Origin of the sequence: Cupriavidus sp. BIC8F, from assembly GCF_032465815.1 — a bacterium.
Taxonomy (GTDB): domain Bacteria; phylum Pseudomonadota; class Gammaproteobacteria; order Burkholderiales; family Burkholderiaceae; genus Cupriavidus; species Cupriavidus necator.
Map to the genome: position 1 here is coordinate 626,308 of NZ_CP136095.1, position 13,423 is coordinate 639,730.

General features: G+C 69.5%; 7 protein-coding genes. All 7 read left to right on the forward strand.

Annotated elements, in window-relative coordinates:
- Nucleotides 1–298: 298 nt before the first annotated feature.
- A complete protein-coding gene (locus RS901_RS23110) occupies nucleotides 299–3,205 on the forward strand; it encodes a bifunctional glycoside hydrolase 114/ polysaccharide deacetylase family protein (protein WP_316156302.1) in 2,907 nt (968 codons plus the stop codon).
- The gene (locus tag RS901_RS23115) at nucleotides 3,168–7,262 is read left to right on the forward strand and encodes a tetratricopeptide repeat protein (protein WP_316156304.1); all 4,095 of its coding nucleotides are present in this window, start codon (nucleotides 3,168–3,170) and stop codon (nucleotides 7,260–7,262) included. Before RS901_RS23110 ends, RS901_RS23115 begins: the two co-directional genes overlap by 38 nt.
- A 59-nt stretch (nucleotides 7,263–7,321) precedes the next feature.
- The gene (locus RS901_RS23120) at nucleotides 7,322–7,888 is read left to right on the forward strand and encodes a transporter (RefSeq protein ID WP_041228943.1); all 567 of its coding nucleotides are present in this window, start codon (nucleotides 7,322–7,324) and stop codon (nucleotides 7,886–7,888) included.
- A gap of 66 nt (nucleotides 7,889–7,954) precedes the next feature.
- Nucleotides 7,955–9,394, forward strand: a complete 1,440-nt coding sequence (locus RS901_RS23125; protein ID WP_316156307.1) for a PelD GGDEF domain-containing protein — start codon at nucleotides 7,955–7,957, stop codon at nucleotides 9,392–9,394.
- Nucleotides 9,387–10,373, forward strand: coding sequence for a lipopolysaccharide N-acetylglucosaminyl transferase (locus tag RS901_RS23130; protein ID WP_316156310.1), 987 nt, complete (start codon nucleotides 9,387–9,389; stop codon nucleotides 10,371–10,373). The genes RS901_RS23125 and RS901_RS23130 overlap by 8 nt, the downstream gene beginning before the upstream one ends.
- A complete protein-coding gene (pelF, locus tag RS901_RS23135) occupies nucleotides 10,370–11,968 on the forward strand; it encodes a GT4 family glycosyltransferase PelF (protein WP_316156313.1) in 1,599 nt (532 codons plus the stop codon). The genes RS901_RS23130 and pelF overlap by 4 nt, the downstream gene beginning before the upstream one ends.
- A gap of 2 nt (nucleotides 11,969–11,970) precedes the next feature.
- Entirely contained in the window at nucleotides 11,971–13,341 is a 1,371-nt protein-coding gene (gene pelG, locus RS901_RS23140) for an exopolysaccharide Pel transporter PelG (protein WP_316156315.1), read from the forward strand.
- Nucleotides 13,342–13,423: the final 82 nt, after the last annotated feature.

Genomic DNA, 13,423 nt, shown 5'->3' on the forward strand with positions numbered 1-13,423 from the left:
CCGTACCGCGAGCGTGGCTGGCGCGCGCCCTGCAGCGCCGCGGCGGGCGTTAACGCGCGAGCCGGCTCAATGTCTCAGTGTTGGGACAATTGTTGACAATGTGATCCATGCGTCTGTCCTAGCATTCGTTTGCCGGATACCATCGGATTTTTCCGATTCTGAGATCCACAGTCGGACACAAGGCGGCGGCGACCGCATCAGGAAATGTTGTGCGTGAGGCACTTGCCGGCGTGCGCAGAGAAGAGGAAGTAAGCCTGTGAAGCAGCTGGAGGAAGCACAAGGGAGCCGGGGCGGCCGCATGCCGTTCCGATCGGGGTGGGTAGGGATGCGCATGGTGCAGCGGGTGCAAGGCATCGCGCTGGCGCTGGCCCTCGGGGCGGCGACGGCTGCGGCCGCGCCGGCGCCCGCGGCGCAGACGGCATCCATGCCGTCGATCGCCTTGCACTACGGCGCCAAGCCGCCGGTTGACGCCCTGCAGGCCTTCGACATCGCCGTGGTCGAGCCCGACAGCGGCTTCGACCCGCGCCAGGCGGCGACGCCGGCCACCGCCTGGTTTGCCTATGTCAGCGTGGGCGAGGTGCTGGAGAGCCGCCCCTATTTCAAGGACATCGCCAAGGCCTGGTTCGTTGGGCGCAATGACGCCTGGAACGCCCCGGTCATCGACCAGGCAGCCGACGGCTGGCCCGCCTTTTATGTCGACAAGGTGATCGCGCCGCTGTGGGAGCGCGGCTTCCGCGGCTTCTTCCTCGATACCCTCGATTCTTACCAGCTCGCCGCCAGGACCGACGCCGAGCGCGCGCGGCAGGAAGCCGGGCTGGTGCGCGTGATCCGCGCCATCAAGGCGCGCTACCCCGAGGCGCGCCTGGTCTTCAACCGCGGCTTCGAGATCCTGCCGCAGGTGCATGACCTGGCCTATGCCGTCGCCTTCGAGTCGCTGTTCCGCGGCTGGAACCAGGCCCAGGGCCGCTATGTCGACGTGCCGCAGGCGGACCGCGACTGGCTGCTGGCGCAGGCGCGCACCATCCGCGAGCAATACCGCCTGCCGGTGATCTCCATCGACTATTGCCCGCCGGCGGACCGCCGCTGCGCACGCGAAACCGCGCAGCGCATCCGCGCGCTGGGCATCACGCCCTATGTGGCCGATCCCGGGCTGCAGACGGTTGGCATCGGCAAGGTCGAGGTGCTGCCCCGGCGCGTACTGGTGGTGCAGGAGCGTCGCCCCGGCGTGTCGATCGATGATTCCGAGGGCGTGCGCTTTGTCTCGATGCCGCTCAACTACCTTGGCTATCGCGTGGATTTCGCCGAGACCAGCGAGGACCTGCCCGAGATCGGGCCGGACCGCTACGCCGGCGTGGTGGTGTACCTGTCGGGCAATGTCACGGCGCAGCCGGGACGCTTCTATACCTGGGTGCAGGCGCGCATGGCGCAGGGCATGCCGGTGGTTTTCCTCAACGACTTCGGCACCAATGTGAGCGGCGCGGTGGCGCGCAGCTTCGGGCTGAAGACCGCCAAGGGCCGCGTGTCGGGCCCGGTCGAGGTGCTGGGCAAGGACCGGATGATGGGCTTCGAGATGCCGGTGGCCCCCGACCGCACCCAGGCCGAAGCGATCCAGGTGCCGGACGGCGATGGCTACCGTTCGCTGCTGCGCCTGCGCTCGGGCACGCTGACCTATGACGCCGCCGCGATCACGCCGTGGGGCGGCTATGTGCTGGGACCGTATGCGGTGCGCCAGAGCGGCAACGGCAACGCCCAGAGCCGCTGGGTGGTGCAGCCGCTGGACTTCCTGCGCGAGGCGCTGCGCCTGCCCGCCATGCCCGTGCCCGATGTCACCACCGAGAACGGCCGGCGCCTGCTGACCATCCATATCGACGGCGACGGCTTTGCCTCGCGCGCCGAGATTCCCGGCGGCGGCTTCTCCGGCGAGGTGCTGTTCCGCGAGATCTTCGACCGCTACCGGCTGCCGATGACGATGTCGGTGATCCAGGGCGAAGTCAGCAAGGACGGCATGTACCCCAGGCTCAGCGCCGAGCTTGAGCCGATCGCGCGCAAGATCTTCGCGCAGCCTTATGTCGAGGTGGCCAGCCATACCTTCTCGCATCCGTTCGAATGGTCGCGCACGGTGCCGGCACAGCCAGGGCGGGCAGCGCAATCCAGCGGGGCCGCCGTGGTCGAGGGCGACGAGGCCTTCCACCTGAGCATCCCCGGCTACAGCATGGACCTGAACCGCGAGATCGGCGGCTCCATCGACTACATCAACCGCACGCTGGCGCCGGCCGGCAAGCCGGTCAGCATGCTGCTGTGGTCGGGCGACTGCCAGCCGCCGGCCGAGGCGCTGCGCCTGACCGACAAGGCGCGCGTGCTCAACATGAACGGCGGCGATACGCTGATCACGCGCAGCAATCCCAGCTGGACCGCGATTGCGCCGCTGGGCATCAACAAGCCCGGCGGCACCTTCCAGGTGTTTGCGCCCAACCAGAACGAGAACGTCTACACCAACCTCTGGCACGGCCCGTTCTACGGCTTCGAGCGCGTGATCGAGACCTACGAGCTGACCGACAAGCCTTATCGCTTCAAGCCGGTCAATATCTACTACCACAGCTATTCGGGCACCAAGGCCGCGTCGCTGAAGGCGCTGCGCAAGGTCTATGACTATGTGCTGGCGCAGCCGCTGCTGCCACTGCACTCGACCGACTACGTGCGCAAGGTGCTCGACTGGCAGGACATGGCCGTGGCGCGGGACGTGGGCGACGGCCAGCAGGGCGGCACCGTTGCCGAATGGATCGTGCGCGGCGACGGCAACCTGCGCAACCTGCGCTGGAGCGGCGCGGGCATGCCCGACGTGGGCGCGGCGCACGGCGTGACCGGCACCTCGCCGGCACCGGGCGGCGGCGTCTACCTGCACCTGGATGGCGGCGATGCGCGCTTTGCCGTGCGCGACACAGTCACTGCCCCGGCCGCGCCGCAGCTGGCCGAAGCCAACGGCATCGTGCGCGACTGGTCGCAGCGCGATGGCGTCACGCGCTTCGCCTTCAGCGGCTACTTCAAGCCATTCTTCCGTCTTGCCGACGCCGGCAACTGCCGTGTGAGCGTCGATGGCAAGCCCGTACAGGCCGTCCGCGAGCGCAACACGCTGCGCGTGGACACCGCACCCGTCACCGATCCGAACCATGCCAGGCAACAAGTCGAAGTCCGCTGCGCCGGTTGAGCGCGAGCGGCTGCTGCCGCCGGCGCTGGTGCTGACATTCACCGCGATGGTGGGGATCGGCCTGGCGCTGATGTTCCCGCGCGAGACACTGCGCGAACGCCTGCTGGGCCAGGGCCGCACCATCGACGGGCTGACCATGGCCTACCTGGAAGCCTGGTGGAAGGTCACGCCCGACGACCCCGGTTTCATGGGCGTGCTGGCCGAACAATACGCGCGCACCGGCCGGCTGGAAGAGGCGCAGGCCATGCTGGCGCGCATGCAGGCGGTGCAGGGCACCGACCTGTCGGGCCAGATCCTGCGCACGCGCATCGAGATCGCGCAGCAGCGCGCCTGGGCCGCGCTGCCGGATACGCCTGAGCGCGAGCAGAACCTGGTGCAGCTGCGCAGCCTGCTGGACCAGGCTGCCGGGCGCAGCTGGGGGCTGGCCGACCTGCAAACGCTGGCCACGCAGTCCAGTCAGGCCGGCGCCCAGGACGCCATGCGCAAGTTCTATGCGGCGCTGGCCAGCCAGGACCGCAACAACGCGGCCTTCTGGAACCGCCAGCTGGCTGACATGGCGATCGCGGGCGGCGATTATCGCGACGCCGCCAACGCCTTGTTTGCGCAGCAGGCGGCCGCCACCACGCTGGCCGAGCGGCGCGCGCTGTTCCTGAAGGCGGTGCAGACGCTGCAGTCAGGCAACCTGCTGGACGAAGCGCTGGCACAGGCCGAGCGCCACGGCGGCAAGCTGCTGGACGATCCGGAGGTGCTGCGCTACCTGACGAAGCTGGCGCTGGCGGCCAACAAGCCGGAGCAGGCCAGCCGCTATGTCGAGCGGCTGCTGAAGGTCTCGGCGCGCACGCGCGACGCCGGCCCGGCGGCGCTGGCCGCACGCCAGGCCGAGGTGCGGCGCATCGCCGCCAGCCAGCCCTGGGCCGAGCGCGGCTTTGTTTTCCTCGACGGGCCGCGCGGCCTGGCCTTGCGTGAAGCACTGGCCGCTTCCGGCCAGCTGGGTACGCGCAAGATTGCGGCGCAAGCTGCTGCGCCCGCGCAAGCTCCGGCGGAGCCGGCCGACAAGCCGTTCAACGCCGACGACTACGACCTCGCCTATCGCGTGTTCCTGTCGGCCGGCAAGCTCGACCAGGCGCAGCGCGTGGCCGAGACCGCGGTGCGCCGGCTGCCGGGCGAGGCGATCTGGCGCGAGCGGCTGGCGCAGGTGGCCGAATGGAACCGCCAGCCGGCCGTGGCCCTGAAGAGCTGGCTCGACTATGCCCGCGCCACCAACGACGAGCGCGCGTGGGATGCTGTGATGCGGCTCGCCCCGGGCCTGTCCGACGACCGCGCCTACCTGGCCGCACTGCGCCACCGCGCGGGCGGCTCGGACCTGAAGACCGTGGATGAGGTGGTGGCCGCCTACGAACGCCTGGGCGAGCCGGAAGAGGCCATGCGCTTCCTCGAAGGCCTGAGCCACGGCCCCAGGGCGCGCGACATCATGGAGCGCCACGCCGCGCTGGCCGAGCGCGCCGGCAAGGACGAGCGCGCGTTCCAGATCTATACGCAGCTGCAGCAGCGCTTTGGTCCACGCCCTGCCTATGCCCTCAAGCTCGCCAACCTGCTCTATGTGCGCGGCAAGCTGGCGCAGGCGCTGGACGCCATGCTGCCGGCGCGTGCCACGGCCGGGAAGGATGACATCCTATACTGGCGCACCTTTACCGAGCTGGCGCGGCTGAACCAGCGCGACGACCTGCTCAAGGACGGCTATCGCCAGCTGATGCTGGCGGCGGCGCAGACGCAGGACGAACACTGCCTGCAGATGCCGGCGGGCCCGGCGCGCAACGACTGCCTGGACGAGGTCCGCGACACGCAGGAGGCGGATTTCTCCAACCTGATCGCCTACTACGACAAGACCCCGATCGACGCCGGGCGCATCGCCGAGGCCGACTGGCGCCGCAGCGGCAAGCCGGCTTCGCTGGAGCTGGCGCTGTACTACTACACGCGTGCCCATGCCTACCCGCGTATCGTGCGCCTGCTGCGGGACATGACGCCCGGGCAACGCCAGGCGGCAGCGCAGTCGAGCCGCTTCCTGATGCGGCGCGCGGAGTACTACCGCGTGACCGGCCAGCGCGACCTGGCCCTGGCCGACCTGCGCCACGCCGCTGGCCTGCGTGATGCCGACAGCGAAACCCTGGCGGCGCTGCTGTGGACGCTGGTCGACCAGGGCAGCGATACCGAGGTGCGCGCGGTGATGCGCCGGGTGAAGGACGACGCCGAAGACAACCCCGACCTGTGGGGCGCCTTTGCCGCGGGCCATATGCGCTTCCAGGACGGGCGCGCGGCCATGCACTACCTGCGCAGGCTCAATGACGGCCAGAGCGCCGATCCGCTCTGGCTCAGCCTGATGGCCGATGCCTATGAAACCATCGGCCAGACCGACATGGCCTGGCGCGTGCGCCGCCAGGCCTGGATCGACCTGCATCACGGCTGGTCCCAGGGCGGGGTGCGCTATGCCCGGCTGCGGCCCGACAACACCGACGGCGACGAGGAGTACGAGAACGATTCCGGCGCGCCTTCGCGCGCGGACCTGCGCCGCCAGACCGTGGCGCTGGGGCAGATCTTTGCCTCGGGCGATGTCTCGCGCGCGCTGGTGATCCAGATGCTGCGCGCGGACCGCGCTTCCACGGCGGCGCGCGAACTGGCGCCGCCGATGGCGGGCGCGCCGTCGCAGCTGGGCGAGGTGGCTGGGCTGCCGCCGCTGCATGAGGCGGCAACTGCGCCCGCGCCCGCGGAGATCGTGCGCAACGCGGCCCGCCGCGATGCCGCGCTGTCCGCTGCCGGGCGCGATGCTGCTCTGGCATGGGCGATGTCCGCGGAATCCAACGAACTTGCGCGCGGCTGGCTGGCCCGCCAGTACGTCAACCGGCTGCAGCGCCCGGCCTATGCCGAGGTGGCGATTGCGCTGGACCAGCAGGACATGAACAGCCTGGACCGCATCCTGGAGCGCCAGGCAGGCCGCGTGCCGGTGGCCAACCAGATCGAGGCCAACCAGCAACTGAACCGCATCAGCGCCGCACAGACGCTGGCCTTCGAGACCCAGGAGCGGGCCCGTTCCGACGACACGCTGCAGGACACCCTGCAGGAGTCGCTGCTCTACAACGCCCAGGCGATCGAGCCGCGCGTGAGCTTCATGCACCAGAAGCCGCTGGAATATACCGAAGGCAGCCTCGCGGGCGGCGTGCGCCTGTGGGACGGGTACGACCTGAACCTGCGCGGCACCAGGCGCGACCAGCGCAGCACCGACCCGCAGCAGCTGGTGAACGTGCCGTCGTCCGACCGGCGCGCCGACCTGTCGCTGGGTTATCGCGACAACAGCAAGCGCTGGCGTGCCACGGCAGGCTACCGCGAGGGACTGGACACGATGGCGACCGCGCGCTTCTTCGGCGAGTGGAACCAGCAAGGCCGGCTGCAGTTCAGCACGCTGGCCGGGCTGAACCAGCCGGCCGATGAATCGGCACCGCTGCGCGTGGGCGGGGCCAAGGACGTCGTGGGGCTGGGCGCAACCTACCGCTTCAGCCTGCGCGAGTTCGTCGGCGCGCGCATCGAGTACAGCAGCTTCCGCGGGCAGGACCGCAGCGCGCTGGGGCATGGCATGGTCTATGACGTCGAGGCCGGCTACAGGATCCGCACCTCGTATCCGGACTACACCGTGCGCGTGGTCGGCACGCATGCCAACTACAGCGCCAACGGCGGCAGCCTGACGCCGCGCATGGCGTCGCTGGTGCCGGTCGGCGACGAAGCCACGCCGGCGTTCTACATGCCGCAGGGCTTTACGCAGGCCGGCGTGCTGTTCGGCTTCGGCACTGAGCTGCTGGATGAGTACACACGCAAATGGCGGCCGTTCGGTGAAGTGGGGCTGCTGCGCGACACGCGCGCACGGCAGAACTTCCGCGTGCAGGGCGGGCTGGCCGGATCGGTGTTCGGCAACGACCACCTGGCGCTGTATATCTCGCATGAGACCGCGGCGCGCAACGGTGGCAAGCCGCTGACGGAACTGGGAATGCGCTATCGCTGGCTGTACTGAGCCGGCGGCAGCGGATGGCAGGGATCGGGTAACAACAGGATATGGAAAAGGGGATGAAGATGAACAAGCAAACCACGGCAGTGACGGGCAAGACGGTGGCCAGGCGGCTGGCGGCATGGTGCGGCGCGCTGGGCGCGGCACTGTGGCTGGCGGGTTGCGCGGTGACGGATGTCGGCCGCGCGCCGGCGCTGGCCCGCGGCGAGACCATCGCGGTGCTGCCGATAGTGAACTACACCGAGACGCCCCAGGCCGGCCTGCGCGCCGAGGCGATTGCCGAGAGCCTGCTGAAGACCGGCGGCGTAGCCAGCCTGAAGCGCTATCCGGCCAGCCTCAATCCGGAAACGCTGTTCGAGCCGGCCGAGCGCGAGGCCGTGGGCAAGGCGCTGGAATGGGCGCGCGCCGAGAAGGCCCGCTACGCGCTGACCGGTGCGGTGCAGGAATGGCGCTACAAGGTGGGCGTGGACGGCGAGCCCGCGGTCGGCATCTCGCTGCAGCTGCTGGACGTGGCCAGCGGTGAAGTAGTGTGGTCGGCCACCGGCAGCGACAGCGGCTGGAGCCGCGCGTCGCTGTCGGGCACCGCGCAGAAGCTGCTGCGCCGCCTGCTGGCGCCGCTGATGCAGGGCTGAGGCGGCGGCAGGCCATCAGGAAGAGGCTGCACACCGATGCGGCGATGGAACGGTTGAAGCAAGGGGATGAGCGTGGCCAATACGGCTGACAAGACATATCGCGCGCGGCAAGGACAGGGCATCGGCCTGGGTGGGCGCTATGCGCGCCTGCTGGCGCCGGCGGTCAGCGGGCGCGCGGCCGTGGTGGAATTGGTGGTGGCCATGCTGGCGGCAATGGGTCTGGCGTGGCTGGTGCTGCCGCAGAACCCGCTGCTGCTCGGCATGGGCTTTCCGTGGGCCTGGCTGCTGCCGGTGATCCTGGCGCTGCGCTACGGCACGCTGATCGGCGTGGGCAGCGTGCTGATGCTGCTGGGCGGCTGGTACTTCTACCAGCAGACCGGCGTGATGGCAGGGCCCTTCCCGCGCCTGTTCTTCCTCGGCGGGCTGCTGCTGGTGCTGGTGGCCGGGCAGTTCGGCGATATCTGGGGCACGCGCCTGGCGCGTGCCCGCGCCGTGAACCGCTACCTGGACGAACGCCTGGCGGCACTGACCAAGAATCACTACCTGCTGCGCATCTCGCATGCGCGGCTGGAAAACGACCTGCTGGCGCGGCCCACCACGCTGCGCGACACGCTGTCGCAGCTGCGCAGCGTGGCGCTGGACGAGGCGGCACGCACCGGCCAGGTGCTGGCCGGCGCGCCGCCGATGCTGCAGGTGGTGGCGCAGGCCTGCCAACTCGAGGCAGCCGCGCTCTATGCCTGCGATGGCGAGCACGTGGACGGTGCCCCGGTCGCCAGCGTCGGCCCCGAATTCACGCTCGACACCACCGACCCGCTGGTGCGCCACTGCCTGGACACGCGCCAGCTCGCGCACCTGCGCGCCGACGGCCTGCAGCATGGCGCGCAGACGCGCTACGTGGCGGTCGCGCCGGTGCTGGCCGGCTCCGACCACCTGATCGGCCTGCTGGTGGTCGAGCGCATGCCGTTCCTGTCGCTGACCTACGAGAACCTGCAGATGCTGATGGTGCTGCTGGGCTACTACGCCGACGGCGTGGAGCACGCCGGCGCCACCCGCACCATCCAGGCGGCGCTGCCGGCCTGCCCGTACCCGTTTGCGCTGGACTATGCGCGGCTGTCGCGGCTGCGGCGCGAGACCGGCATCGAAAGCTCGGTGGTGGCGCTGGTGTTCGACGCGGATCCGGAGCGCGATGCGCTGTTCGAGCAGGTGGTGCGCAGCCGGCGCGCGCTGGATGTGGCGTGGCCGGTAGTCAACGCCCATCACCGCGCCATGCTGACGCTGATGCCGCTGTCCGATGCGCAGGCGGTGGCGGCCTACCTGGTGCGCATCGAAGACATGCTGCGCGCGCAGTTCGGCACCGACTTCACCAGTGCGGGCATCGGCGTCTACACGCTGGCGGTGCCCGGCGCGGGCTCGGAAGACGCGCTGGTCAAGCTGCTGCGCCGGGCCCAGGTGGATGGCGCGATCGCCCCCGCCACGCTGCCGGCCGGGGAAGCGCCCCATGTTTAAGCTCGGCGCCAGCGGGCTTGCCGCCCAGATCGCCGCGCTGGCGCTGCTGGCGCGCGCCGGCAACAGCACCGCGCTGCTGCTGGCCTTCTTCGGCATGCAGGCGGTGGCTGCCGCGCTGACGGCGCTGCTGCTGTGGCGCCTGCTGCCGCGGCGCTTTCGCGTGCCGTTCGCGTGGAGCTATGGTTTTCTCGCGCTGTTCTGCTTCTTCGTGCCGCTTGGCGGCGCGCTGGTGTGCCTGGGCAGCTACCTGTTTTCGAAGCTGTTCCCGCGGCGCGTGGATACCAGCGGCATCGGCACCGTGGGCTTGCCCGAGTTCGTCACGCACCTGATGTCGCGCGTCACGCACGGCGGCGGCGCGCGCCTGCGTGCGCAGCTGGGCAATGCGCGCGCGCCCCTGCCCGAGCGCATGACCGCGCTGGTGGCGATGCAGTCGATGCCGGCGCGCACCGCCAGCCCGGTGTTGCGCGAACTGCTGGCCGACAGCGTCGACGACGTGCGGCTGCTGGCCTATGGCATGCTGGACGGCGCCGAGAAGCAGCTGACCCAGCAGATCCTGGCCGAGCTGCCGCGGCTGGAAAACGCCAACAGCGCCAGCGAGCGCGCCGAGATCAGCAAGCGGCTGGCCGACCTGTACTGGGAACTGATCTACCAGAACCTGGTGCAGGGCGACGTCTACCGCTACACCGCCAGCCAGGTCGAGCGCTACGCCAGCGCGGCGCTGGAGCACGACGACAGCAATGCCTCGCTGTGGTACATGCGCGGGCGCCTGGCGCTGGCGCGTAATGCCCCGCGCGAGGCGCGCGACTGGCTGCAGCGCGCCGAATCCCTCGGCTTCGCGCGCGAGCGCGTGCTGCCGCACCTGGCCGAAGCCGCCTACCTGGAACGCGACTACGCCGCGGTGCGCCAGCTGATGGCATCGTTTGACAGCCCCTCGCCGCTCCCGCTGGTGCGGCCCCTGCTGCGGTACTGGCAATCATGAGCGAGATCTTGGTAAAAGGGACGTCGGCCGACGTCATGCTGCTGCTCGAAGGCACCTTCCCGTATGTGAGCGGAGGGGTGTCGAGCTGGGTCAACCAGATGATCCGCGCGTTCCCGGACCTGCGCTTCGGCATCGTCTTTATCGGCAGCCGGCGCGAGGACTATGGCGACATGGCCTACCAGCTGCCGCCCAACGTCGTGCACCTGGAAACGCACTACCTGTATGACTTCCCGCCGCCGCCGCTGGTCCAGGGCAGCAGCGGCGACGCCAGGGCGTTCGATGCCTCGGACCGCCTGCACGAACTGCTGCGCGATCCGGGCCGCGAGGCCGAGGCCGGCGCCATGATCCGCGAGCTGATGCCGGCGCTGCGCGAAGGCGGTGCGCTGGGCGAGGACGCCTTCCTGTACAGCCGCCGCGCCTGGCAGACCATCACCGAGCAATACCGGCGCTTCTGCACGGACCCGTCGTTCACGGACTATTTCTGGACCGTGCGCATCATGCACAAGCCGCTGTGGCAGCTGGTGCGCATTGCCGACAACCTGATCCCGGCGCGCGTCTACCACACGGTTTCCACCGGCTATGCGGGCTTTCTCGGGGCGCTGCTGCGCCACCGCAACCAGCGCCCGCTGCTGGTGTCGGAGCACGGCATCTACACCAAGGAACGCAAGATCGACCTGTTCCAGAGCCAGTGGATCCGCGACAACCGCAATGTGTTCGAGCGCGACATCTCCCAGATCAGCTACTTCCGCGAACTGTGGGTGCGCTTCTTCGAGACCATTGGCCGGGTCTGCTACGACGCCGGCGACGACATCGTCGCGCTGTACGAGGGCAACCGCCGCCGCCAGGTGCAGGACGGCGCCCCTGAGGCGCGCACGCGCAGCATCCCCAACGGCATCGACCTGCCGCGCCTGGCGCCGCTGCGCGCGCGCCGCAAGCCGGGCGTGCCGCCGGTGCTGTGCCTGATCGGCCGGGTGGTGCCGATCAAGGACGTCAAGACCTTTATCCGCGCCATGCTGACGGTGGTGCGCGAGTACCCCGATGCAGAAGGCTGGATCGCCGGACCGGAGGACGAGGATCCCGACTACGCGCGCGAATGCCGCAGCCTGGCCGAAAGCCTGGGCCTGGGCCAGAAGGTCAAGTTCCTGGGCTTCCAGCGCATCGACGCGCTGCTGCCGCAGGTGGGCGTGCTGGTGCTGAGCTCGATCAGCGAGGCGCTGCCGCTGGTGGTGCTGGAAGGCTTTGCCGCCGGCGTGCCGTGCGTGACCACCGACGTGGGCTCATGCCGCGAGCTGCTGTTCGGCCTGCCCGGCGAGGACGCCGCGCTGGGCTCGGCCGGCGAAGTGGTGCGCATTGCCGACCCCGCGGCACTGGCCGCTGCGGCGCTCGGGCTGCTGCAGGACCCGGCGCGCTGGCAGGCGGCGCAGGCCGCCGGCGTAGCGCGCGTGGAGCGCTACTACACCCAGGACCGCATGGTGGGCAGCTACCGCGAACTGTATCAACGGCTGATGGCGCAACCAGACGGCGCCGGGCATGGCGGACATGAGCGGCAGGGCGGCGGCAATCCCGCGCGCTGCCCGGTCCACGGAGGAGCCTGAGCATGGCTGGCATTGGATTCGAGCTGCGCAAGATGCTGCGGCGGGACAACCTGTCGGGCATGCTGAGCGCCTACGCGTATGCCGGCATCATCAGCTCCGGGCCGTGGATCCTGTCGATCGTCGGCATCCTGCTGATCGGCATGCTGAGCCTGCCCTTCGTGGTGCCGGGCTCGCTGATCACGCAGTTCCAGGTGTCGGTGACCTACCTGATCGCCGGCAGCCTGATCCTGACCGGGCCGATGCAGCTGGCGTTCACGCGCTTCACCTCGGACCGGCTGTTCGAGAAGCGCGACCACCTGATCCTGAGCAACTACCACGCGGTGGCGCTGCTGGCGACGGTGCTGTCGGGCGGCATCGGCGTGGCGTGCGCGGTGTTCAGCTTCGGCGAGCAGTCGGTGCTGTACCGGCTGCTGATGGTGGCGGGCTTCGTGGTGCTGAGCAATATCTGGATTGCCGCGATCTTCCTGTCGAGCATGAAGCAGTACAAGGCCATCGTGTGGACCTTCCTGCTGGGCTACGCGATCTCGGTCGGGGCCGCGCTGGCGCTGCGCGGCCACGGGCTGGAAGGGCTGCTGGGCGGTTTCGCCGCCGGCCAGCTGTGCCTGCTGACCGGCATGGTGACGCTGATCTACCGCAACTACACCAGCCGCCAGTTCATGTCGTTCGAGGTGTTCCAGCGCCGCTATGCCTACCCCAGCCTGGTAGCGATCGGCCTGCTGTACAACCTGGGCATCTGGATCGACAAGTTCATGTTCTGGTACGCGCCCTCCACCGGGCAGCAGGTGATCGGGCCGCTGCATGCGTCGATCATCTACGACATCCCGGTGTTCCTGGCCTACCTGGCGATCATCCCCGGCATGGCGGTGTTCCTGGTGCGCATCGAGACCGATTTCGTCGAGTACTACGACGCGTTCTACAACGCGGTGCGCGGCGGCAGCTCGCTCGAGCATATCGAGGACATGCGCAACACCATGGTCCAGACCATCCGGCTGGGTTTGTACGAGATCGTCAAGGTGCAGGCCATCGCCGCGCTGCTGTTGTTCGCGGTGGGCGCGTGGGTGCTGCACCTGCTGGGCATTTCCGAGCTGTACCTGCCGCTGCTGTACGTGGACGTGATCGGCGCCAGCCTGCAGGTGGTGCTGCTGGGGGTGCTCAATATCTACTTCTACCTGGACCGCCGCCGCGAGGTGCTGCTGCTGACCGCGACCTTCGTGGTGCTGAACTTCGCGCTGACGCTGCTGACGCTGCGCCTGGGGCCGGCCTGGTACGGCTACGGCTTTGCGGTGTCGCTGCTGGTGGTGGTGGCGCTGGCGCTGTACCTGCTGGACCGCAAGCTGGACCGGCTGGAGTACGAGACCTACATGCTGCAATAGGCCCTGCCGGGGTCGCGCCGCCCGGCTCCCCGGGCGGCGCGATGGCGGCAAGGAGGGTGCAGATCGAAAGACGATCGCGGAG